General features: G+C 63.6%; 18 protein-coding genes, 4 tRNA genes and 1 pseudogene. 14 read left to right on the forward strand and 9 right to left on the reverse strand.

Annotated elements, in window-relative coordinates:
• Positions 1-2: 2 nt before the first annotated feature.
• A complete protein-coding gene (gene mutY, locus VLK31_RS29740) occupies positions 3-1,037 on the forward strand; it encodes an A/G-specific adenine glycosylase (protein WP_409172125.1) in 1,035 nt (344 codons plus the stop codon).
• A 28-nt stretch (positions 1,038-1,065) separates the two neighbouring features.
• On the opposite strand, the gene rapZ is transcribed toward mutY, so the two are convergent.
• From rapZ to VLK31_RS29755, 3 genes are read right to left on the reverse strand one after another with little or no spacing between them, the layout of a single operon-like run.
• Positions 1,066-1,944 carry an RNase adapter RapZ gene (rapZ, locus tag VLK31_RS29745; protein ID WP_409172083.1) on the reverse strand — a complete coding sequence of 293 codons (879 nt, stop codon included), beginning with the start codon at positions 1,942-1,944 and terminating at the stop codon, positions 1,066-1,068.
• The gene (gene recN, locus VLK31_RS29750; RefSeq protein ID WP_409172084.1) at positions 1,941-3,623 is read right to left on the reverse strand and encodes a DNA repair protein RecN; all 1,683 of its coding nucleotides are present in this window, start codon (positions 3,621-3,623) and stop codon (positions 1,941-1,943) included. Before recN ends, rapZ begins: the two co-directional genes overlap by 4 nt.
• A gap of 1 nt (position 3,624) precedes the next feature.
• Positions 3,625-4,542: an NAD kinase gene (locus VLK31_RS29755; RefSeq protein WP_409172085.1), complete on the reverse strand. Its 918-nt coding sequence runs from the start codon at positions 4,540-4,542 to the stop codon at positions 3,625-3,627.
• Positions 4,543-4,573: 31 nt separating this feature from the next.
• Here VLK31_RS29755 and hrcA point away from each other — a divergent pair, with 31 nt between their 5' ends.
• The 5 genes from hrcA (at position 4,574) to greB (ending at position 6,679) form a co-directional block, all read left to right on the forward strand.
• On the forward strand, positions 4,574-5,581 hold the full coding sequence (gene hrcA, locus VLK31_RS29760) for a heat-inducible transcriptional repressor HrcA (RefSeq protein ID WP_409172086.1): 1,008 nt from the start codon (positions 4,574-4,576) through the stop codon (positions 5,579-5,581).
• 31 nt (positions 5,582-5,612) lie between these two features.
• Positions 5,613-5,689: transfer RNA gene (locus VLK31_RS29765), tRNA-Ile, on the forward strand.
• A gap of 74 nt (positions 5,690-5,763) precedes the next feature.
• A tRNA-Arg gene (locus VLK31_RS29770) sits at positions 5,764-5,840 on the forward strand.
• 126 nt (positions 5,841-5,966) lie between these two features.
• Positions 5,967-6,043 (forward strand) — tRNA-Arg (locus tag VLK31_RS29775).
• A 60-nt stretch (positions 6,044-6,103) separates the two neighbouring features.
• A complete protein-coding gene (gene greB, locus VLK31_RS29780) occupies positions 6,104-6,679 on the forward strand; it encodes a transcription elongation factor GreB (RefSeq protein WP_409172126.1) in 576 nt (191 codons plus the stop codon).
• 12 nt (positions 6,680-6,691) lie between these two features.
• Here the strand turns inward: greB and VLK31_RS29785 are convergent, their stop codons facing one another.
• The 4 genes from VLK31_RS29785 to VLK31_RS29800 form a co-directional block, all read right to left on the reverse strand.
• Positions 6,692-8,947, reverse strand: coding sequence for a RelA/SpoT family protein (locus tag VLK31_RS29785; RefSeq protein WP_409172087.1), 2,256 nt, complete (start codon positions 8,945-8,947; stop codon positions 6,692-6,694).
• 93 nt (positions 8,948-9,040) lie between these two features.
• A complete protein-coding gene (rpoZ, locus tag VLK31_RS29790) occupies positions 9,041-9,244 on the reverse strand; it encodes a DNA-directed RNA polymerase subunit omega (protein ID WP_021009011.1) in 204 nt (67 codons plus the stop codon).
• 39 nt (positions 9,245-9,283) lie between these two features.
• A complete protein-coding gene (gene gmk / locus VLK31_RS29795; RefSeq protein ID WP_409172088.1) occupies positions 9,284-9,904 on the reverse strand; it encodes a guanylate kinase in 621 nt (206 codons plus the stop codon).
• 11 nt (positions 9,905-9,915) lie between these two features.
• Positions 9,916-10,839 (reverse strand): YicC/YloC family endoribonuclease, encoded by a 924-nt coding sequence (locus VLK31_RS29800; protein WP_409172089.1) that lies wholly within the window; start codon positions 10,837-10,839, stop codon positions 9,916-9,918.
• Positions 10,840-10,931: 92 nt separating this feature from the next.
• On the opposite strand from VLK31_RS29800, the gene VLK31_RS29805 reads away from it, so the two are divergent.
• The 8 genes from VLK31_RS29805 to VLK31_RS29840 all read left to right on the forward strand — a co-directional run bounded on the left by VLK31_RS29805 (position 10,932) and on the right by VLK31_RS29840 (position 18,332).
• Positions 10,932-11,939, forward strand: a complete 1,008-nt coding sequence (locus tag VLK31_RS29805) for a serine/threonine protein kinase (protein ID WP_409172090.1) — start codon at positions 10,932-10,934, stop codon at positions 11,937-11,939.
• A gap of 4 nt (positions 11,940-11,943) precedes the next feature.
• Positions 11,944-12,855, forward strand: a complete 912-nt coding sequence (locus VLK31_RS29810; RefSeq protein ID WP_409172091.1) for a PP2C family protein-serine/threonine phosphatase — start codon at positions 11,944-11,946, stop codon at positions 12,853-12,855.
• Between the two features lie 46 nt (positions 12,856-12,901).
• Positions 12,902-13,633 carry a ribonuclease PH gene (gene rph / locus VLK31_RS29815; protein WP_409172092.1) on the forward strand — a complete coding sequence of 244 codons (732 nt, stop codon included), beginning with the start codon at positions 12,902-12,904 and terminating at the stop codon, positions 13,631-13,633.
• A 54-nt stretch (positions 13,634-13,687) separates the two neighbouring features.
• Complete coding sequence (locus VLK31_RS29820; protein ID WP_409172093.1) at positions 13,688-14,287, forward strand: non-canonical purine NTP pyrophosphatase; 600 nt, start codon at positions 13,688-13,690, stop codon at positions 14,285-14,287.
• Positions 14,287-15,558 carry a radical SAM family heme chaperone HemW gene (hemW, locus tag VLK31_RS29825; protein WP_409172094.1) on the forward strand — a complete coding sequence of 424 codons (1,272 nt, stop codon included), beginning with the start codon at positions 14,287-14,289 and terminating at the stop codon, positions 15,556-15,558. The genes VLK31_RS29820 and hemW overlap by 1 nt, the downstream gene beginning before the upstream one ends.
• 32 nt (positions 15,559-15,590) lie before the next feature.
• Positions 15,591-15,675 (forward strand) — tRNA-Ser (locus tag VLK31_RS29830).
• Between the two features lie 454 nt (positions 15,676-16,129).
• On the forward strand, positions 16,130-17,188 hold the full coding sequence (locus VLK31_RS29835; protein WP_409172095.1) for a nucleoid-associated protein: 1,059 nt from the start codon (positions 16,130-16,132) through the stop codon (positions 17,186-17,188).
• A complete protein-coding gene (locus VLK31_RS29840) occupies positions 17,160-18,332 on the forward strand; it encodes a hypothetical protein (RefSeq protein ID WP_409172096.1) in 1,173 nt (390 codons plus the stop codon). The genes VLK31_RS29835 and VLK31_RS29840 overlap by 29 nt, the downstream gene beginning before the upstream one ends.
• 153 nt (positions 18,333-18,485) lie before the next feature.
• Here the strand turns inward: VLK31_RS29840 and VLK31_RS29845 are convergent.
• Positions 18,486-18,749 (reverse strand): annotated as a pseudogene (locus VLK31_RS29845) (helix-turn-helix domain-containing protein); the annotation flags it as partial.
• A gap of 253 nt (positions 18,750-19,002) precedes the next feature.
• Positions 19,003-20,754, reverse strand: a complete 1,752-nt coding sequence (locus tag VLK31_RS29850) for a peptidoglycan D,D-transpeptidase FtsI family protein (protein WP_409172097.1) — start codon at positions 20,752-20,754, stop codon at positions 19,003-19,005.
• Positions 20,755-21,876: the final 1,122 nt, after the last annotated feature.

Here is a 21,876-nt window from a genome sequence, read left to right on the forward strand (position 1 = left end):
CACTGCCTCCCGATTTCGCCGCGCAGATCGTGGCCTGGCAGCGCAGCCACGGGCGCAGCCAGTTGCCGTGGCAGAACACGCGCGACCCGTACCGCGTGTGGCTGTCCGAAGTGATGCTGCAGCAGACGCAGGTCTCCACCGTGCTCGGTTATTTCGCGCGTTTTCTCGAGCGTTTTCCGGACGTGAAGGCGCTGGCCGCCGGCACCGAAGACGAGGTGTTCGGCCTGTGGAGCGGCCTGGGCTACTACAGCCGGGCGCGCAACATGCACCGCTGCGCGCAGGACGTGGTCGCGCGCTTCGGCGGCGAGTTTCCTCGCACTGCCACCGACCTCGTGACCCTGCCCGGCATCGGCCGCTCGACCGCTGCCGCGATTGCCGCCTTCTGCTTCGGCGAGCGCGTGGCCATCCTCGACGGCAACGTCAAGCGCGTGCTGACGCGCGTGCTCGGCTTTGCGGGCGACATGTCGTCGACGGCGCAAGAGCGCGCGCTCTGGGATCTGGCGACGCAGTTGCTGCCGCCGGCCGAGCAGCGCGAAGCCATTGCGCACTACACCCAGGGGCTGATGGACCTGGGCGCCACCGTGTGCCTGCCACGCAAGCCCAGCTGCATGCTCTGCCCGGTCGAGAAGAGTTGCATTGCGTTGCGCGAGGGTGCGCCCGAGCGCTATCCCGTGAAGACCCGCAAGCTCAAGCGCAGCGCCCAGTCGCTCTGGGTGCTGCTGGCGCGCGATTCGCAGGGACGTGTCTGGCTGGAGAAGCGCCCGGCCAAGGGCATCTGGGCGGGGCTGTATTGCCTGCCCGTGTTCGACAGCCGTGAAGAACTGCTGGCCGCCTTGCCTGCCGCTGCACAAGGCGGTGTTCAGGACCTGCCGGCCTTCATGCATGTGCTGACCCACAAGGACCTGCACCTGCACCCCATGCAGCTCCAGGGCGGCCAGCCGCAAGGCGAGGGCGCGCGCTGGGTTGCGGCGCAGGAATGGCGTCAACTGGGTTTGCCGGCGCCGATGCGCAAGCTGCTGGAAGGCAGCGAGGCCTGAACCGTGCGAACCCCGCGAACCCCGCGCGTCAGTTCGCGTCGAGTTCGCGGTGCCGCTTGAGCGCGCCCCAGCGCGCCCCGAAAGAACGCGCCAGCTGCTCGACCAGAAACACCGAGCGGTGCTGCCCGCCGGTGCAACCGATCGCCACCGTCACATAGCTGCGGTGGTCGCGCGCCAGCGCATCAAGCCAGTGCGACAGAAACTGCTCGATGTCGTCGTACATGCGCGCCACGTCGTCGTGCTCGCGCAGCCATTCGATCACCGGCTCGTCGCGGCCCGTGAGCGGGCGCAACGCGGGCACGTAGTGCGGGTTGGGCAGCATGCGTACGTCGAACACATAGTCTGCATCGAGCGGCACGCCGCGCTTGAACGCGAAAGACTCGAATACCAGCGTCAACGCGTTCTGCGGCGCCGAGATCAATGACTTGATGTAGCTCTGCAACTGCGCCGGGCGAATCAGGCTGGTGTCGATCACGTCGGCGCCGTCGCGCAGGTCGGCCAGCAGCTCGCGCTCCAGCTCAATGGCCTGCATCAGCACCCGGTGCTGCTCGGGCACGTCGGTGCGGCCTTCCTGCCGCGACAGCGGGTGGCGGCGCCGGGTTTCCGAATAGCGGCGCAGCAGGGCGTCGGTGGTTGCGTCGAGAAACAGCGAACGCAGAGAGATGCCACCGTCGCGCCGCAACGCCTCGAGCTGCTGCGGAACGATCGGCAGCGACACGCCGGTGCGCACGTCCATGGCAATGGCCACGCGCGGCGTCTGCTGCTCGTGCTGCAAGGCGATGAACGCCGTCAGCAGCTCGGGCGGCAGGTTGTCGACGCAGTAGTAGCCCGCGTCTTCCAGCGCATGCAGGGCCACCGATTTGCCGGACCCCGACATGCCCGTGATGAGCACAAGATCGAGGTTCATGAGGCGGTTGCCGAGGTCTTGTGGCCGAGCATTTCGCGTGCGTGGGCCAGCGAGGTCTGCGAGACCTTTTCGCCGCCCAGCATGCGCGCGATTTCCTTGGCGCGGCTGTCGTCGTCCAGGCGCGACACGCCGCTTTCGGTGCGCGGACCGTCCTTGCCGCTGGCCGCCGTCTGGCGCTTGGCAACCACGAGGTGATGGTCGGCGCAGGCGGCCACCTGGGGCAGGTGGGTCACGGCGAGCACTTGCCGGTCGCGGCCGAGCTGCTTCATGAGGCGGCCGACCGTTTCCGCAACTGCACCGCCCACACCAGCGTCGACCTCGTCGAAGATCAGCGTCTGCGCGGCGCCCAGTTGGCTGGTGGTGACGGCAATGGCCAGCGCAATGCGCGACAGCTCGCCGCCTGAGGCGACTTTGCCGATGGCGCGCGGCGTGCTGCCGGTGTGGCCCGCCACCAGGAAGGCCACTTCTTCCAGCCCGGCGCGGCCGGGTTGCGCCAGCGGCTGCAGCTCGACCTCGAAGCGCCCGCCCTGCATGCCCAGGCCCTGCATGGCTTGCGTGACGGCTTGCCCGAGGCGCGGCGCTGCCTGCTTGCGCAGCTTGCCGAGCGACTTGGCCTCCTTCATGTAGACCTGCTGCGCGGCTTCTTCCGCGCGCTCCAGGGCTTCGAGGTCGCTTTGCGCGTCGAGCGCCTGCAGCTCGGCCTGCCAGCCGGCCAGCAATGCCGGCAGGTCGGTCGGCGTGCGCTTGTAGCGGCGCGCGAGCGACATCCACAGGCCCATGCGTTCGTCCAGGTCGGCTAGGCCGCGTGGATCGGCATCGGTGTCGCGCAGATAGCCGTGCAGCGAATGCGCCGCGTCGGAGGCCTGTGCCACGCAAGAGGCCAGCACCTCGCCCAGGTTGCGAAACTCCGGTTCGATGTGCTCGCAGTTCTGCAGCAGCGTGGCCGCGCGGGTGAGGGCGGCAAGGGCGCCGTTGTCGTCGTCTTCCAGCGCCTGGCTGGCGCCGTGCGCCGCGTCGATCAAGGCTTGCGCATTGGAGATGCGCGAGTGGTTGGCGGACAGCTCTTCCCATTCGTCCACGCCCGGTGCGAGCTTGGCGACTTCGGAGATCTGCCACTGCAGCCGTTCGCGCTCGCGCTGCAGCGAGTCTTGTGCGGAACGCGCGCGTTCGAGCGAAGAGAGCGCTTGTCGCCAGCCGTGCCAGGCAGCATCGAGCGCATCGGTGCGCACGCCTGCATAGGCGTCGAGCAGGCCGCGCACGGCCTCGGGCCGCGTCAGGCTTTGCCAGGCGTGCTGGCCGTGGATGTCGAGCAGGTGGTCGCCCAGTTCACGCAACTGCGTGGCGGTGGCGGGGCTGCCGTTGATCCAGCCGCGGCTGCGGCCTTGCAGGTCGACGGTGCGGCGCAGCAGCAGGGCGTCGCCGGCTTCGAAGCCGCCTTCGTCGAGCCACGGGGCCAGGGCCGCGTCGGCGTCGAACTCGGCGCTCACGTCGAGCCGCTCGGCGCCTTCGCGCACCGCGCCTGCGTCGGCGCGGTTGCCCAGTGCCAGTTGCAGTGCGTCGATCAGTATGGATTTGCCCGCGCCGGTTTCACCGGTCAAGACCGTGAAGCCGCCGGACAGGTCGAGTTCGAGTGATCGCACGATCACGAAGTCGCGCAGTGCGATGCGTCTCAGCGCCATGTCAGGAGCCCCCTTCGTTCCAATGGAGTTTTTTGCGCAGCGTGTCGAAATAGCTCCAGCCGCGCGGATGCAGAAAGCGCACGCGAAAGTCGGAGCGGCGCACCACCACGCGATCGCCGATTGCGAGCGAGGCCAGCGACTGCATGTCGAAATTGGCGCTGGCGTCGCGCCCGCCCACCAGCTCGATGACGATCTCGTCGGCATCGGGCAGCAGCACCGGGCGGTTGGACAGCGTGTGCGGCGCGATCGGCACCAGCACCCAGCCCGGCACCGCCGGATGAAGCAACGGCCCGCCGGCCGACAGCGCATACGCGGTCGAGCCGGTGGGCGTGGCAATGATCAGGCCGTCGGCACGCTGGTTGGCCACAAAGTGGCGGCCCACCGACACGCGCAGCTCGACCATGCCGGAGGTGGCGCCGCGGTTGACCACCACGTCGTTCATGGCGAGTGCGTCGAACACCGAGACACCGTCTCGCATGACGCGCGCATGAATGAGGCTGCGGTGGTCTTCCTCGTACTCACCGGCCAGCATGGGAATGAGCGTGGCCTGGTAGTTGTCGAGCGGAATGTCGGTGATGAAACCGAGCCGGCCTCGGTTGATGCCGATCAGCGGAATGCCGTAGCTGGCGAGCTGCCGGCCAATGCCCAGCATGGTGCCGTCGCCGCCGACCACCAGGCCGAGGTCGCAGCGCTGGCCGATTTCTTCGACCGACAGGGCCTCATAGCGCGGATGGGCGGGGGCACCTTCGTCTTCCTCGTCCTCTTTGCAGGTGGAGCGTTCGACGAACACCGTGCAGCCCTGCGACTCCAGAAAGGCGCCAATGCCTTCCATTGCACCGTCGCGTGCATCCGCCTGCGCTCTGGCGCCGGAAGCCTGGTATTTGCCGATCAGGGCGACGTGACGAAAGCGAGAGGTCATATTTCACAAATTACAACACTAAAATCTTGCAATGCTGGACGACCGTGCCAAGTTGCTGCTCAAGACGCTCGTCGAGCGCTACATCGCCGACGGGCAACCCGTCGGGTCACGCACGTTGTCTCGCGCCCCGGGGCTCGACCTGTCTCCCGCGACCATCCGCAACGTCATGTCCGACCTCGAGGCACTGGGGCTCATTGCCAGCCCGCACACCTCGGCCGGCCGCATTCCCACCCACCGCGGCTACCGGCTGTTCGTCGACACCATGCTGACCGCCCAGCGCGAGCACATGACCACGCCGAGCCTGCCGCCCGACCAGCCCCAGAAGGTGATTGCCAACGCCGCCAACCTGCTGTCGAACATGTCGCAGTTCGTGGGTGTGGTGATGGCGCCGCGGCGTGCGTCGGTGTTCAAGCAGATCGAGTTTCTGCGGCTGTCCGACAAGCGCCTGCTGGTGATCATCGTGGCGCCCGACGGCGACGTGCAGAACCGGGTGATTTTTCCGGAGGCCGACTATTCGCAGTCGCAACTGGTCGAAGCCTCCAACTACATCAATGCGAACTATGCGGGCCTGACCATCGAGCAGGTGCGCGACAAGCTGCAGTCTGAAATAGAGACGCTGCGCGGCGAAATTGCCGCGCTGATGCAGGCTGCGGTGCAGGCCAGCTCCGACGTGCTGACAGAGGCGCAGGAAGACGACGTTGTGATTTCCGGCGAGCGCAACCTGCTCGCGGTCAGCGACTTCTCCAGCGACATGGGCCAGCTGCGCCGCGCCTTCGAGTTGTTCGAGCAGAAGGCCCAGCTCATGCGGCTGCTCGACGTGTCGAGCAAGGCGGAGGGCGTGCGCATCTTCATCGGCGGCGAAAGCCAGGTGGTGCCCTTCGAGGAGCTCTCCATCGTCAGCGCGAACTACGAGGTCGACGGGCAGGTGGTGGGTACGCTGGGCGTGATCGGCCCGACGCGCATGCCCTATGAACGCATGATCCAGATCGTCGACATCACGTCGCGGTTGGTGGGCAACGCGCTGAGTCATCGCAAGTAGGCTGCGCGTCGCGAATAGAATCGTGCCGCGTGGGCCGTTAGCTCAGTTGGTTAGAGCAGCGGACTCATAATCCGTTGGTCGATGGTTCAAGCCCATCACGGCCTACCACTGCTTCATGCCGAATCAAGTTTTTTGCATCGCTTTGGGGATGCTGCTTGAAACGGGATATAATCGAAGGCTCAGCGGCTGTAGCTCAGTTGGATAGAGTACTTGGCTACGAACCAAGGGGTCGTGGGTTCAATTCCTGCCAGCCGCACCAACATTGAAGATGCCCGGAAGATTCGTCTCCCGGGCATTTTTCTTTTGGTCTTTCGTGAGTCATCCGCCTGCATTCGGCCAGTTAAATTTAAATGGCCGAAAAAAGCGGGCTATAATTGCAAGCTGTGCGGCTGTAGCTCAGTTGGATAGAGTACTTGGCTACGAACCAAGGGGTCGTGGGTTCAATTCCTGCCAGCCGCACCACTACATAAAAGGCCCGCAACGAAAGTTGCGGGCCTTTTTCTTTTTTTGGAGGATTTTGCGTTGAGCAAGGCATTCACCAAGGAAACGGATTCCGATGGGGATGACGACGGCGCCGACGGCGCGTTGCCTCCACTCCCCGCGGGCAGCAAGAACTACATCACCCCCGACGGCTACGCGCGGCTGCGCGACGAGCTGCTGCAACTGATGGACGAAGAGCGCCCGAAGATCGTCGAAACGGTGCACTGGGCCGCCAAGAACGGCGACCGCTCCGAAAATGGCGATTACCTCTACGGCAAGAAGCGCCTGCGCGAAATCGACAGGCGCATCCGCTTTCTCACCAAGCGCCTGGAGATCGCTGAAATCACCGACCCGTCGGTGCACCACGGTCGCGACCAGATCTTTTTTGGCGCCACAGTTCGCTATGTCGACGAAACGGGCGACGAGCGCAGCGTCACGATTCTCGGCATCGACGAGGCAGAAAGCGCGAAGGCCGAGGTCAGCTGGATTTCCCCGATCGCTCGGGCACTGCTCAAGTCGCGCGAAGGCGATGTTGTGAAGCTCGTGACGCCGGGTGGCGCGCACGAAGTCGAGATTCTGTCGGTGAGCTATCCCACACCGCGCCCCGCACCAACCTAGAGGCTGAACGCGTCAGGGCGCGGGCACCGTCCGGGAGGCGGTCAGCACCGAAGAGGTCCGGCGGGCAGCGCGCAGCACCGCATCCAGATGGGCGCGGTCGCGCACAGCGATCACGAAGCGCAGGTCGGTCGAGTCTTGCGGTGTTTCGTCGGCCATTTCCACATGCGTGATGTCGGCCTCGGCATCCGCCAGCGTGGCCGCGACACGTGCCAGCACGCCCTTGTCGTTGCGCACCGTGATGACCACGCCGGTTTCGAAGGAGCGCGTGGGTTCGTCCGCCCACTCGACCGCGAAGAAACGTTCGCTGTCCTTGTGCCGCAGGCGTTGGCCGACGCCACAGTCTTCGGTGTGCACCACCAGGCCCTCGCCGTGCCCGAGATAGCCGACGATCTGGTCCCCTGGAATGGGGCGGCAGCACAGGGCAAAGCGCACCGACGAGTTCTCGCTGCCGTCCAGCGTCACCGCGCCTTGCGACACCGTTTCATGCGAAATGAAGCGCTCGCGGCTCAGCAGCAGGGCGTCGGGTCGCTCACCGAGTTCGGAGAGCATGGAGACCAGCCGCTTGGCCACGATGCTGGCGATGCGCTTGCCCAGCCCGATGTCGGTCAGCAACTCGGAGCGCGTGCGGCTGCCGGTGAAGCGCAGCAGCTTCTCCCACAGCGGTTGATGTTCGTCGTCGTTGTCGGGCAGCTTGCTCAGGCCCTCGGCGCGCAGCGCCTGGGCCAGCAGCTTTTCGCCCAGGCCTTCGGATTCGGCATGCGCCAGGGTCTTCAGGTAATGACGGATCTTGGAGCGGGCGCGCCCGGTCCGCACGAAACCGAGCCACGCCGGATTGGGCGTGGACACCGGCGCGGTGATGACCTCGACCACGTCGCCGTTCTTGAGCTCGGTGCGCAGTGGCACCTGGTCGCCGTTGATGCGCGCGGCCGAGGTGTGGTCGCCGATGTTGCTGTGAATGGCGTACGCAAAGTCGACCACCGTGGCGCCGCGGGGCAGCGCCATGATCTGGCTCTTTGGCGTGAACACGTAGACGGCGTCTGGAAACAGGTCGACCTTGACGTGGTCCCAGAACTCCGCGGCGTCGCGTGTTTCGTCCTGAATGTCGAGCAGCGACTGCAGCCACTTGGTGCCCAGCCGGTCGTTGCTGGCGGCATTCGGTTCGGCGGCCTTGTACAGCCAATGCGCCGCCACGCCGGATTCGGCCACCACGTGCATAGCTTCGGTTCGCAATTGAAACTCGACGCTCACGCCCGCCGGGCCCACCAGCGTCGTGTGCAACGACTGGTAGCCGTTGAGCTTGGCAATGGCGATGTGGTCCTTGAACTTGCCCGGCAGCGGCTTGTACATCTGGTGCAGGATGCCCAGGCCGGTGTAGCAGGCGATCACGTTCGGCACGATCAGGCGAAAGCCGTAGATGTCGGTCACCTGCGCAAAACTCAGGTGCTTGTCTTCCATCTTGCGGTAGATGGAATACAGCGTTTTCTCGCGCCCCGCGATCCGCAGCGTCATGCCGGCGGCCGAGAAAGCGGTTTCGACCTCTTTTTGCACCTTCTGGATCAGGTCGCGCCGACGGCCGCGTGCCTTGGCCACCGCCTTTGAGAGCGTGGCATAGCGCCAGGGCTTCATGTGCCGGAACGAAAGCTCCTGCAGTTCGCGGTAGGTCTGGTTCAGCCCGAGCCGGTGTGCGATGGGGGCGTAGATTTCGAGCGTTTCGCGCGAAATTCGAGCCCATTTTTCGCGCGGCGCATCGGCCAGCGTGCGCATGTTGTGCGTGCGGTCGGCCAGCTTGACCAGAATGACGCGCACGTCGCGCGCCATGGCAAGAAGCATCTTGCGGAACGACTCGGCCTGGTTTTCTTCGCGCGTGTTGAACTGCAGCTTGTCCAGCTTGGTGAGGCCGTCGACCAGCTCCGCCACCGGCGCGCCAAAGCGCTCGATGAGTTCGGGCTTGGTGACGCCGCAGTCTTCGATGGCGTCATGCAGCAGGGCGGCCATCAACGCTTGCGCGTCGAGCTTCCATTCGGCGCATTGCGCCGCCACCGCAATGGGGTGCGTGATGTAGGGCTCGCCGCTGTTGCGCAACTGGCCGAGGTGGGCCTCGTCGGCAAAGCGGTACGCGCGCCGCACCAGCTCGGTGTCTTCCGGGCTCAGGTAATCGAGACGCGCCGTCAATGCGGCAAAGCTTGCTGCTGCGGCGTTCAGCGCCGCCGGGCTCGGCTTCGGCGGGCCTTTGGGGGCTTGGGACTGATGTTTGGCTACCGCGCTCATGTCTATCACTTTAGCGTGACCGCTGTATGGACGCGTCCGGGCATAAAAAAAGCACCGCTTTGCGGTGCCTTTTCGTTGCAGGGCTGCGTCAGATCAGCCCGGCACCTTCTTGAGCATTTCAATGCCGATCTTGCCTTCGGCGATTTCGCGCAGGGCGGTCACGGCGGGCTTGTTCTTGCTCTCGATCTTGGGTGCGTGGCCCTGGCTCAGCATGCGCGCACGGTACGTGGCGGCCAGCACGAGCTGGAAGCGGTTAGGGATCTGAAGCAGACAATCTTCGACGGTGATGCGGGCCATGATGAGAATCTTTCTGTCAGTGAGCGATGAACTCGGATATCAGGGGATGTTCAGTGCGGCGAATGTGTCGGCACGTGCACGGCGCTGTGCAGAGTACCGAAGCCGCTGAGCGTGGACGATCGCCTTGAGATCGAAAAGCGCGCGCTCAAATAACTCGTTGATTATAACGAAGTCGAATTCCCCCGCCCGAGCCATCTCTTCGGCGGCGTTCTTCAGGCGCAATTCGATCACCGAGGCGCTGTCCTCGCCGCGGCGCTCGAGCCGCGAGCGCAGCTCTTCCCAGCTCGGCGGCAGGATGAAGATCATCACCGCGTTGGCAAACGTCTTGCGGATCTGCAACGCACCCTGGAAATCGATCTCCAGAATGACATCCGCCCCCTGGGCGATGCGCTCTTCGACGGCCCGCTTCGAGGTGCCGTAGCGGTGCCCGTGCACATTGGCCCATTCCACGAAGCCGTCCGCTGCAATCAGTGCGTCGAACTCCGGCGGCGAGGCAAAAAAGTACTCGCGGCCGTGCTTTTCCTGCCCGCGCGGCGACCGGGTCGTGTGCGACACCGACGGCTGGACGGCCGAATCCAGCTCCATCAGCGCCTTCACCAGGCTCGATTTGCCAGCGCCGCTGGGCGCCGCGACCACGAAGATATTGCCGGGGTAGTCCATTCTTGGGCTCGTCATTCGATGTTCTGTACCTGCTCGCGCATCTGCTCGATCAGCACCTTCATGTCCACGCCGATGCGCGTGAGCTCCAGCGCCGCCGACTTCGAGCCCAGCGTGTTGGCCTCGCGGTGCAGCTCCTGGATCAGGAAGTCGAGGCGCTTGCCGATCTCGCCGCCCTTCTTGAGCAGCCGCTCGATTTCGTCGAGGTGCGAGTTCAGCCGAGTCAGCTCCTCGGCCACGTCGATGCGAATTGCAAAGGCGGTGGCTTCGGTCAGCGCGCGGTCCTGGGCGGCTTCGGGCAGCGTGCCGCCCGTGCCGGCGGTCAGGCCCATGGCCTCCTGCCAACGCTCCAGGAAACGGGTGCGCTGCTGTTCGACCAGCTGTGGCACCAGCGGACCGGCCTGCTGCACCAGAAGGCGCAACTGGCCCAGATGGGCGTCGAGCATCTTGGCCAGCCGGGCGCCTTCGCGCTGGCGGGCCGACATCAGGGCGTCGAGCGCCTTGCCCGTCACCTCGAGCAGGTCGGGGCCCCAGTCGCCGCGGGCTGCGCTGTCGCCGCCGGCCAGGCGCAGCACGTCGGCCACGCTGAGCTCCCTGGCGCCGGGCAACCAGGCCTTGACGCTGTCCTGCACCCCGTTGAGCCGCTGGAGCAGCTTGACGGAGGGCTCGACGACGCCGGCCTGGGCCGTGTTCTCGATGGCCGCGCGCACTTCGACCTTGCCGCGCTTGAGCTTGCCCGTGAGCAGCTCGCGCAGGGCGGTTTCATGCTGGCGGAGTTCTTCCGGCAGCTTGAAAGTCAGGTCGAGAAAGCGGCTATTGACCGAGCGGATTTCTACCCCGAGTCGGCCTGCGGCGGCAGGCCGTGCCTCGGCTTCGGAGTGGCTGCCTGCGGACCCGTTTTGGCCGCTGGCGTAGCCGGTCATGCTGTAAACTGGCATTGCGCCTCACTGTGGTTTTTGCTTGCATGCACTGAGGCGTCGGCACGGCGTTCGCTTGCCGCACCATCGCCTTCGGGCGAAACTCCCGGATTATGTCAAAGGTCAAGCCTACGCCCCTGCAGCCCGATACGGCCATTGGCGGTTATCGCGTCATTCGCCGACTTTCCGCCGGCGGTTTCGGCGTGGTCTACCTCGCCATCGACTCCAACGGCCAGCAGGTTGCCATCAAGGAATACCTGCCCTCGTCGCTGGCCACGCGCGGCCCCGGCGAGCTTGCGCCGCAGGTGCCGCCCGAGAAACTGTCGCTCTACCGGCTCGGCCTGAAGAGCTTCTTCGAAGAAGGCCGCTCGCTCGCGCAGATCTCGCATGCCTCGGTGGTCAGCGTGCTCAATTTCTTTCGTGAGAACGAGACCGTCTACATGGTCATGAACTACCTGGAGGGCGCGACCCTGCAGGACTTTGTGGTCACGGCGCGCGACCTGAAAAAGCAGAAGGTGTTCCGCGAGTCGACCATTCGCTCGCTGTTCGACGAAATCCTGCGCGGCCTGCGCATCGTGCACCAGTACAAGATGCTGCACCTGGACATCAAGCCGGCCAACATCTTCGTCACCGACGACGACCGCGCCGTGCTGATCGACTTTGGCGCCGCGCGCGAAGTGCTCAGCAAGGAAGGCATCTTCATCCGCCCTATGTACACCCCCGGCTTCGCGGCCCCCGAGATGTACCGGCGCGACTCGTCCATGGGCCCGTGGACCGACATCTACGCCATTGGCGCCTGCATCTACGCCTGCATGCAGGGCTATCCGCCCAACGACGCGCCGCGGCGCATCGAGAAAGACCGGCTCAGCCTGTCGCTGTCGCGCCTGCGCGGCGTGTACTCCGACAACCTCATCGAGGTGGTCGAGTGGTGCATGTCGCTCGACCCGCTGTCGCGCCCGCAATCGGTCTTTGCGCTGCAGAAAGAGCTCAGCCGCGAAGGCGAGCGCCGCTACACCAAGCTCACGGTGGGCGAGAAAGTGCGCCTGTCGATCGACAACATCCGCTCCTTCGACAAGAAGAGCCTGCCCAAGGCTGCCGCGCCCACCACGCGCCCCGCATGACATCATGAAATTCTCCGTCTTCCAGGTCAGTCGCAAGGGCGGTCGCGTCAAGAACGAAGACCGCATGGGCTATTGCTACACGCGGGAGTCGGGCCTGTTCGTGCTGGCCGACGGCATGGGCGGCCACCCCGAAGGCGAGGTGGCGGCGCAGCTGGCGCTGCAGACCATTGCCGCGCTCTACCAGCGCGAGGCACGCCCCACCGTGAAGGACGTCAAGTCTTTCCTGGCCGAATCGGCCATGGCCGCGCATCAGCAAATCATGCGGTACGCCAGCCACAAGGCCATGCTCGACACCCCGCGCACCACCGTGGTTGCGGCCGTGCTGCAGAACTCCACCGCCACCTGGATGCACTGTGGCGACTCGCGCCTGTACGTCGTGCGCGACGGCCGCCTGCTGGTGCGCACGCGCGACCATTCGCATGCCGAGCGCCCCAAGCCCAATGCCTCCGACGCGCCCGTCAACCGCAACCTGCTGCTGACCTGCCTCGGCTCGCCGACCACGCCGCTGTTCGACGTCGCACCGCCCATGGCGCTGCAGCGCGGGGACCGCATCATGCTGTGCTCCGACGGCGTGTGGGGCGTGCTGGACGACGAGCTCATCGTGCACACCCTGTCCTCCGGCAAGCCCGTGTCCGACGCCGCACCTGACCTTGCCGAAATGGCGCTGCGCAAGGGCGGCGCCCACAGCGACAACGTCACGCTCATTGCGCTCGAATGGGAAATGCCCGACAGCGCCACCAGCGACGACCGCAGCGGCGTGTCCACCGAAACCATCGAAGACGGCGTGTTCGCCTCCACCATCCAGGCCGGCATGCCCTCCGACAACGAGACCGACGACCTCGACGAAGACGCCATCGAGCGCTCGATCGCCGAGATCAACGAAGCCATTCGCCGCTCGGCCGCACGCAAGAGCTGAGCGCGCCGCCCGTTCCCTTTTTCTCTTTCCGGTTTTCAAGAAAACAATGACTGCTTTCACACGAAGCGGCGGCCGTGCCGCCGACCAGCTGCGCGCGGTGCGCATCACCCGCGGCTTCACCATCCACGCCGAAGGCTCGGTGCTCATCGAGTTTGGCGACACGCGCGTGCTGTGCACCGCGTCGGTCGAAGAAAAAGTGCCACCGCACAAGAAGGGCAGCGGCGAAGGCTGGGTCACCGCCGAATACGGCATGCTGCCGCGCGCCACCCACACCCGCAGCAGCCGCGAAGCCGCCAAGGGCAAGCAGACCGGCCGCACGCAGGAAATTCAGCGCCTCATCGGCCGCTCGATGCGCGCCGTTTTCGACCTGCGCGCCCTGGGCGAGCGCACCATCCACCTCGACTGCGACGTGCTGCAGGCCGACGGCGGCACGCGCACCGCGGCCATCACCGGCGCCTTTGTGGCCGCGCAGGACGCCGTCAACAAGCTGCTGGCCGCCGGCACCCTGAAGGCTTCGCCCATCAAGGGCCACGTGGCCGCCATTTCAGTGGGCATCGTCAAGGGCACGCCGCTGCTCGACCTCGAATACACCGAAGACTCGTCTTGCGACACCGACATGAACGTCGTCATGACCGGCGCCGGCCATTTCGTCGAAGTGCAGGGCACTGCCGAAGGCGCGGCTTTCACGCGCGAAGAAATGAACCTCCTGCTCGGCCTGGCCGAGAAGGGCATCGGCGAACTCGTCGTCCTGCAGCAGCAGGCCTTGGCCTCGAACTGACCCACAGCCAATGGCGCGCGCCCGGCGTGCGTTACAGCCACTTTTTGATTGTTTATGAAACTGGTTCTGGCCTCCAACAACGCGGGCAAGCTCGCCGAACTCCAGCAGCTATTTGCCGAGCTGTCCGTCACGCTGGTGCCGCAGTCGGCGCTGGGCGTGGGCGAGGCTGAAGAACCCTTTCGCACCTTCGTGGAAAACGCGCTCACCAAGGCGCGCCACGCCAGCGCCGCCACCGGCCTGCCCGCCATGGCCGACGACGCAGGCCTGTGCGTCGATGCCTTCGGCGGCCTGCCGGGCGTGGACACCGCCTACTACGCCACCCAGTTCGGCTACGACAAGGGCGACGCCAACAACGTGCGCGCGCTGCTCGAACAACTGAGCGGCGTGGTCAACCGCCGCGCCGCGCTGGTCAGCACGCTGGTGGCGCTGCGCAGCCACGACGACCCCGAGCCGCTCATTGCCGTGGGCCGCGTGGTCGGCGAAATTGCCGGCGCGCCCATCGGCGACAACGGCTTTGGCTTCGACCCCGTCATGTACCTGCCCAGCTTCGGCAAGACTTTTGCCCAGCTGCCGAGCGAAGTGAAAAACGCCAACAGCCACCGCGGCCGCGCCGCGCAGGCCATGCTGGCGCTGATGCGCGAGCGCTGGCTGTAATGGCCACCGTCTTCCCCATTCAGCCGGCGCAGCCCACGGGCCAAGCCAATGCCGTGCAGGCCAACGACGTGCTGCACTGGATGCGGCCCGGGCCGCTGCAACTGTCGGCGCTGCCGTCGCTGTCGCTGTACATCCACCTGCCGTGGTGCCTGCGCAAGTGCCCGTACTGCGACTTCAACTCGCACGAATGGCGCGCCACCAGCGCGGCCGACATTAACGGCGTGCCCGAGCAGGCCTACATCGATGCGCTCATTGCCGACCTGGACGCCGCGCTGCCGCTCATCTGGGGCCGCACCGTGCACACCGTGTTCATCGGCGGGGGCACGCCCAGCCTGTTCTCGCCGCAGGCCATCGACCGGCTGCTGGGCGACGTGCGCGCGCGCCTGAAGCTTGCGCCCGACTGCGAGATCACCCTGGAGGCCAACCCCGGCACCTTCGAGCGCAACCGCTTTCGCGCCTACCGCGCCGCCGGCGTCACCCGGCTGTCGGTGGGTGTGCAGAGCTTCAACGACGAGCACCTGAAGGCCCTGGGCCGCGTGCACGACGGCGCGCAGGCCATTGCCGCGCTGGAGGAGGCCGCGCACGCGTTCGACACCTTCAACCTCGACCTGATGTACGCGCTGCCGGGCCAGCGCATGGAAGACCTCGACGCCGACCTGACCCAGGCCCTGGCGTTGGCGCCGCCGCACCTGTCGATCTACCACCTGACCATCGAGCCCAACACGTGGTTCGCCAAGTTTCCGCCCACGCTGCCGGAGGACGACATTGCCTACGCCATGCTCGACCGCATCACCGAGCGCACCGGCGTGCAGGGCATGTCGCGCTACGAGGTGTCGGCCTATGCGCGCGACGGCCACGTGTGCCAGCACAACCTGAACTACTGGCAGTTTGGCGATTACCTGGGCATTGGTGCCGGCGCGCACAGCAAGCTGAGCTTTGCGCACCGCATCGTGCGGCAGGTGCGTTACCGCGAGCCGCGCCTGTACATGGACAACGCCCGCGCGGGCGCCGCGGTGTCGCAGAGCGACGAGGTGTCGCTGGCCGACCTGCCGTTCGAGTTCATGCTGAACGCGCTGCGGCTGAAGCAGGGCTTCACGCTGCCCCAGTTCAGCGAACGCACCGGCTTGGCGATGACCGCCATCCAGCGCGGAATGGAAGAGGCGGAACGCAAGGGGCTGCTGGCGCGCGACCTGTTTCGCGTGTGGCCGACCGAGCGCGGGCTGGACTTTTTGAGCGATCTGCAGACGATGTTCCTGCCCGATGAAGAGTAGGGCAGCGCCGTCGGCATAAAATCGGCGGTTCCGGAGAGTTGGGTGAGTGGTTTAAACCAGCAGTCTTGAAAACTGCCGACGTGAAAGCGTCCGTGAGTTCGAATCTCACACTCTCCGCCGATTCTCTATAAAAATCAACAGCTTAAGCCGATTTTTTGTTTTAGTCCCACATAAAAACCCACATAGAGCCACCGCTCGTCCGAGCAGCGGCTTTGTTTTTGGAAAGCAAATCGTCGAAGCTTGAGGCGCCCATTTGAGATAAGTGGACGGGTCGGTCGAATGAAGTGGCTGCCCCGGTGATCGAGCGAATGCGCGCATGCAGTCCGCGACGGAGCGGGCATCCAAAATCGATCAATCTACTCCGCGAGCATTCACGAAATTAGCGCGGATGTATTTTCTCCGCCTCGGGGGAAGTGTGGGGCGGCGATCGAGCTCGCTTCTGTTACTGTTGTCACATTTCCATCTGCTCTTCTAGAGCACGCGCGGTGCACCCCGGCATGAATGGCACCCGCTGCGGGTAGGAGGAGGATGATTTTTGCCCAACTCCTATCGAGGTCGAGACTGGCCAGCTATGCCCATTCAGATAACCGACGCCACCATTCACCAGATCAACAAAGCAGCCCAGACGAAGGATGAGGACAGTGTCACGCTCAACGCCCGGCAGGAGTGTTTACCGAAGGACGAAGTGCTGGCTAACCTGTGCCAGGCGCTCATCGATCTGTACACCCGCCACGCCAACAGCAATGGCACGCTGGGGCAAGATCCCGTAGAGCACCGCTTTCCTTTGCACCTGAAGTCCTACGTCGAGGGCCAAACTAAATTCATTCCTTTCACGCACGACGTGTTGGGCATTCTGAAGGCCCAGATGCAAGAGTCTTTCCTTTCGACAGGCGGGTATGCGCTCTTCCTCCGATACTCGATAGACGAGTACGATATGTTGCTGGTGGTGATGCTGAAATTGAAAGCCGGAGCCGGAATTGATGCCGCCACCCTGAGCCTGACGAAAACGCTCAACATCGATCTTGATCATCTGCACGAGGCGGCACGTATCAATGTCACTCGGTGGCTAGGCGGGCAGCAGCCCTATCTAACGTTCATCAAAGGTCGGTCTAGTGCAAATGACGTCAGCGAGTACTTTCGCAAGGCTCTGGCGTGCACTGGCTTCACTGATTCCAAGCACCACACCGAAGCTGTCCTGCGGGCGGCCGATGAATTTGTTAATGCAAGGGCAGATCTCGACATAGGAGGAAAACAAGTCGAGCGGATCGCCATGCGTCAGCGGCTTTACGATTGCCTCTCGGTCAATTTGGTCGAGGTTCCTTTGATCACGGTTGCGGCCGCGGTCCACCCCAACGACCCGCAGAATTTCGTTGATCACATCAGGGTTAAGGCCGCAGACGGGGGCTACCACATCGATGACAGGTTCAAACCCCATCGACCTACGTTCCAAAGGCTGCATCGCGTCAAGGCGCGATTCGGCACAGTGCAGGTTGCATTCGACGTCGAGGATGTGCGCGAAGAGCGTGTCCGGTACGATGAACAGTTGGACGCCGTTGTGCTCTTGAACCCCCCTGAAAGCTTGAAGCAAACTCTAAAGGAAAATGGACAACCTGCCGACGAACCCGCATGACTGGGCCGTGTGGCTGCTGGAGCGGCTGCAGGGACTTCAGAATGTCGGGCCAAACTGGGAGGGCAGGCTTCCGGACGAATGGAGTTTCAACGCGATCACGCAGACGATACCCCCAGCGCTTGAGGCGATGGTGGACGGCGCGACTCGAAGGATCGAGTTCAAGCCGAAGAACGGGTCGGTTTATCAGACCTTTCAAGAGTTGGTCGATGGACCCCGCAAACGCAACGTTCCTTCGCTCTTCACGGTCAGAGAGCTGGGATATACCCATGGGCGGGCACAAGAGGTACCGCCAGTGGTTCAGTACTATCTTGATGCGGTTCAACTCTGGAAGTGCATGGCAAGCTTCGCCGATCACGAGAGGGACGGCGGATCCCACCTGCTATTCATAAAGGCATTCGACTCAAAGCTCTGGCTTACTGCCGACTATGTCGCCGCCGACCTACAGTTGCTTCCCAGGCTGAAGGACTTCGCGAAGCAATATTTCGAGGACGATCACCACAAAGACCAGAAGCGCAATATTGTGCGCGCAGCGCTTCTCGAGGTATTCAAGAACAAGCCGAGTGTCCGGTTCGCCGAACTTCTTTTTTCGTTCATCGATTTTGCTGACCGCGTGCGCAGTTCTTACACGTTGTACACGCAGGGTTTCTCGTTTGAGAAATTGCGGTCTGAGGTCGATAAACAGAATCGAGAAGACACTCTTCGCCTGAACAAGACTTTCTCAGATATTCAGAATCAACTGCTAGCCCTGCCGGCTGCTTTGCTGGCAGCGGGCGCCGCTATTAAAGGGAACAGCTGGAGCACAAATCTGCCGGTCTTGTTGGGCGTCGGAATTTTCATGTGGGTGATCAGACAACTCGTCGCCAATCAGCAGAGTTCGATCGACGCCATTGCTGGGGAGATCGAACTGCGTCGCAAGAAGCTTGCTGATCAGCCGTCAGAAATCTCCGAGGGCGTACTCGGCCTTTTCCAAGAACTCGAGGCGCGGGTGCGGCGTCAGAAGCGTGTATTGGCGCAAATCCGCGGGGCAGTCCATGTAGTCTTTATTGTGGTTGCTATGCTCGTCGTGCTCGCGCAATGGCCAGATCTGCCGCATTTGATTGCGGTGCGGGCAACGGAACTGCTGGCGTGGCTCTTGCATAGGTAGAGCGCTTCACGAATGTTCGATCATTTCGGGAACACTTCATCAGCGCTGATCACAATACAGGTACAGAAAAGCTAGATGTGCGTCATGCTCGTATGCTTCCATTCGCCCTTTCAACTACCTGCTGGATTCCACCAACCTCTGACGCATCTTGCCCAAGCGGTCTTGGACGTACGCACGCGGCTGCGAGTTAGTCAACAGCCTCGCCGGCTTGGGTCTTCTGGCCAGTTGCGCCTTCCACTGCGCAACCAAAGCCCGATATTCGAGCTTTCCGCCACGAATTGCAGCGTTACGTCTCAGCTCGCTTGAGACCGGTGACGGGCTGCGTCCGATACGGCGAGCCATCTCGCACACCCCGATGTCTTGGGCCCAGAGCAGCCCGATCTTTTTTCACTGCGCGAACGACAAGTGTCTCCGCGAATGTTCGCGCGCACGGACGCCGTTGGCAACTGCGTCGCGCACGTGCAGCCCCGCTCGAAGGAGTTCATTCGTCTTGGTTTAGCGTTTGAAACCCAGCGCGTGCTCCTAGCGAACCGCATTCACGACGAAGGTTGCAGCGGTATCGTTCCGCAAAACTCCTACACGGATTTCTGAATTCGCTCAGCTCACCCAGCCTGCCTCTCGGCAGTGGCTCGGTGCTGGTATTGGTTCGGCTGTAGATTGCGCCGAACTTTCATAGATTTTCGGCAACACCGTTGGTCAGGATCAACGCCTTGACCGGCAGGTCAGGCACGACGTTCATCAGCCGAAGAGTCTGCTGGACGACTTCGCTGAACACAGGAGCTGCGGCAATCCCACCGAAGTACTTGCCATCGCTTGGTTCATCAATCATGACGGCAACGATGATGCGAGGGTTTTCGACCGGGGCGAGCCCGGTGAACCAAGCCCTGTATTTGTTGCTGGCGTAGCCGCGGCCGACCTGCTTGTGCGCCGTACCAGACTTTCCTCCGGCCGAGTAGCCAGCCGTCTGTGCCAAAGGCCCAGTTCCTCCAGGACCTGCGGCCATCTGAAGCATCTTGCGAACCGCCCGTGCATTCTCCGGTGAGAACACACGCACACCGGTGGCTCTTGCATCTGACCTAAGCATGGTCACGGGGATGATTTCACCCTCATGTGCGAATGTCGTGTACGAGCGCGCCATCTGGAACAGCGACGCCGACAGGCCGTAGCCGTAGGCCATGGTGGCCTGCTCGACCGGCTTCCAGGTCTTCCAGGGGCGCAGCCGGCCGGTGACGGCGCCGGGAAATTCGATGGATGGCTTCTGTCCGTAGCCCATGGCTGCGAAGGTGTCCCACATTTCGTTAGGGGTCATGCGCTGCGCAACCCTCAACGCCCCGATGTTGCTCGACTTCTGGATGACACCCTCGACCGTCAACGTTCCGTTGTTATGCGTGTCACTGATGGTGAAGCCACCCATTTGAAGGCGGCCGGGGCTGGTGTCGATCAGCGTGGAGGGCTTCACGCGGCCGGCTTCCAGCGCCATGGCCACGGTGATGGGCTTCATGGTGGAGCCGGGCTCGAAGGTGTCGGTGAGCGCGCGGTTGCGCAACTGCTCGCCGGTGAGGTTCTGGCGCTTGTCGGGCACGTAGCTCGGGTAGTTGGCCAGCGCCAGCACTTCGCCGGTCATGCTGTCGAGCACCACCACGCTGCCGGCCTTGGCCTTGCGGGCCGTCACGGCGTCGCGCAGCTTCTGGTAGGCGAAGAACTGCACCTTGCTGTCCACGCTGAGCTGAATGTCCTTGCCGTCCAGCGGCGGCACGGTGTCGCCCACGCCCTCGACCACGCGGCCCAGGCGGTCCTTGATGACGCGGCGCGACCCGGCCTTGCCGGCCAGGTCCTTGTTGAATGCGAGCTCGATGCCTTCCTGCCCGCTGTCTTCCACATTGGTGAAGCCCACCACGTGCGCGGCGGCCTCGCCTTCGGGGTACTGGCGCTTGTATTCGCGGCGCTGGTAGATGCCCTTGATGCCCAGCGCGGCAATCTGCTTGGCAATGGGCTCGTCGACCTGGCGCTTGACCCACACGAAGGTCTTGTCCTCGTCCTCGAGCTTCTTGTCGAAGTCTTTTTGCGGCATCTCGAGCAGCTTGGCCACCTGCTTGAGCTTGGCGCGCACCTCGGGGTCGTCGCGCTCGATGTCTTCGGGAATGGCCCAGATGCTGGGTGCCACCACGCTGGACGCGAGGATCAGGCCGTTGCGGTCCAGGATGCGGCCGCGGTTGGCCGGCAGCTCCAGCGTGCGCGCAAAGCGCACTTCGCCCTGGCGCTGGAAGAAGCTGTTGTTGAGCACCTGCACGTACGCGGCCCGGCCCGCCAGCATGACGAAGCCCAGCGCGATGCCGGCAACGATGAACTTGCTGCGCCACACCGGCGTCTTGCTCGCGAGCAAGGGGCTGGTGGCATAGCGGATCCCGTGTTGAGAGGTCATCTGAGTAAGCCTTGAATTTTTCTGAACACGACGCTCAGCTAAATTTGGTCACGCGACAACCCAACCGATGTACGCCAATCTTCTGCGTTGGAGTTCTTCGGCGACTTGGTGAGAACGAATCCATTCCTCCCAACTCCCGCGCGCCAAAACTATTTTGCACGCGAAGAAAGGGTATGACGTCGCACGAGTTGATCAACGCCGAGGTCTCAGCATTACCAATGCTCAGATGCTCTAGCGGAACGCGATTCGGCGAGCGTCAACGAGCTCATCGTTCGATGGGTCCGTGGAATCCGTTGGCCAAATTCCACGGCGGATAGCCGATGTCCTACACACACGGTCGTCGCGCGAGTTGATAGTAGGTCTATAGATAGTTGCGCTTGCTCGGCATACAAATAACCCCATGAAAGCACGCGCGAAGGTCCAACCCTACTCACGCCACCGACAGCTAGGCCTCGCCCAAAGCGGTCAAGGCGACCCTGCTTCGCGAGCACATCGCCACTAACGGACGCGTAAAGTCGGTCGACCCGCGCATCACGGGTCAATGCCGCCTGTCCTAGCTGCCGATGCTTAAATGAAGTGATTTACAAGCCGAATGCCGCCCACCAAAAGTCGCTGGACGTGTGGGACATTTCTTATTTTGTTTCACGAGATCAAGACGGGTACGTCACTGGCTCGGCGGAAGTCCGCCTTGCGGATTGTTTGCTCTACAAAACGCTGATCACTCAGCATCGGCCACGGGACTGGGATGTGATCGCCGTGCTTCGTGCTCTGTGCAACGCGTGGATTGCAGGCTCGTACACGCGTCCCCACACACGCGATACGGACCTGGAAAGCATGTGGTCCAAAGGGTGGCTCTAACATTCCGAATGCCGCTCTTGGCTGCAAGGCATCACGACCTAGATCGGTTGCGCTACGAGCAGCATCGAAGAAGCCCATCCTGGACTGCGAGACGAAGTTTGCGCATTGCATCTGCCATCGCCATAGCGCACAGTCCACGGATGATTCACCACCATCCAGCTCTTCCAACAGAGAGCAGAGCTGCTCGACATCCAGGCTAGCAGCGAACGTCTTGACGATGCGATTGCCAACTTGGCCGCGTGGATGAACGTGGCACGCAATCGG

It is taken from the genome of Variovorax sp. H27-G14, from assembly GCF_046156345.1.
Classification (GTDB): Bacteria; Pseudomonadota; Gammaproteobacteria; order Burkholderiales; family Burkholderiaceae_C; genus Variovorax.

Excerpts from the sequence above, each read along its gene's own strand:
- rpoZ (WP_021009011.1), bottom strand. The coding sequence starts at position 9,244 with ATGGCCCGCATCACCGTCGAAGATTGTCTGCTTCAGATCCCTAACCGC.
- VLK31_RS29810 (WP_409172091.1), top strand. The coding sequence starts at position 11,944 with ATGAAATTCTCCGTCTTCCAGGTCAGTCGCAAGGGCGGTCGCGTCAAG.
- VLK31_RS29800 (WP_409172089.1), bottom strand. The coding sequence starts at position 10,839 with ATGCCAGTTTACAGCATGACCGGCTACGCCAGCGGCCAAAACGGGTCC.
- VLK31_RS29850 (WP_409172097.1), bottom strand. The coding sequence starts at position 20,754 with ATGACCTCTCAACACGGGATCCGCTATGCCACCAGCCCCTTGCTCGCG.
- rph (WP_409172092.1), top strand. The coding sequence starts at position 12,902 with ATGACTGCTTTCACACGAAGCGGCGGCCGTGCCGCCGACCAGCTGCGC.
- hrcA (WP_409172086.1), top strand. The coding sequence starts at position 4,574 with ATGCTGGACGACCGTGCCAAGTTGCTGCTCAAGACGCTCGTCGAGCGC.
- VLK31_RS29805 (WP_409172090.1), top strand. The coding sequence starts at position 10,932 with ATGTCAAAGGTCAAGCCTACGCCCCTGCAGCCCGATACGGCCATTGGC.
- recN (WP_409172084.1), bottom strand. The coding sequence starts at position 3,623 with ATGGCGCTGAGACGCATCGCACTGCGCGACTTCGTGATCGTGCGATCA.
- VLK31_RS29755 (WP_409172085.1), bottom strand. The coding sequence starts at position 4,542 with ATGACCTCTCGCTTTCGTCACGTCGCCCTGATCGGCAAATACCAGGCT.
- VLK31_RS29835 (WP_409172095.1), top strand. The coding sequence starts at position 16,130 with ATGCCCATTCAGATAACCGACGCCACCATTCACCAGATCAACAAAGCA.
- VLK31_RS29840 (WP_409172096.1), top strand. The coding sequence starts at position 17,160 with ATGGACAACCTGCCGACGAACCCGCATGACTGGGCCGTGTGGCTGCTG.
- VLK31_RS29785 (WP_409172087.1), bottom strand. The coding sequence starts at position 8,947 with ATGAGCGCGGTAGCCAAACATCAGTCCCAAGCCCCCAAAGGCCCGCCG.
- rapZ (WP_409172083.1), bottom strand. The coding sequence starts at position 1,944 with ATGAACCTCGATCTTGTGCTCATCACGGGCATGTCGGGGTCCGGCAAA.
- hemW (WP_409172094.1), top strand. The coding sequence starts at position 14,287 with ATGGCCACCGTCTTCCCCATTCAGCCGGCGCAGCCCACGGGCCAAGCC.
- VLK31_RS29820 (WP_409172093.1), top strand. The coding sequence starts at position 13,688 with ATGAAACTGGTTCTGGCCTCCAACAACGCGGGCAAGCTCGCCGAACTC.
- gmk (WP_409172088.1), bottom strand. The coding sequence starts at position 9,904 with ATGGACTACCCCGGCAATATCTTCGTGGTCGCGGCGCCCAGCGGCGCT.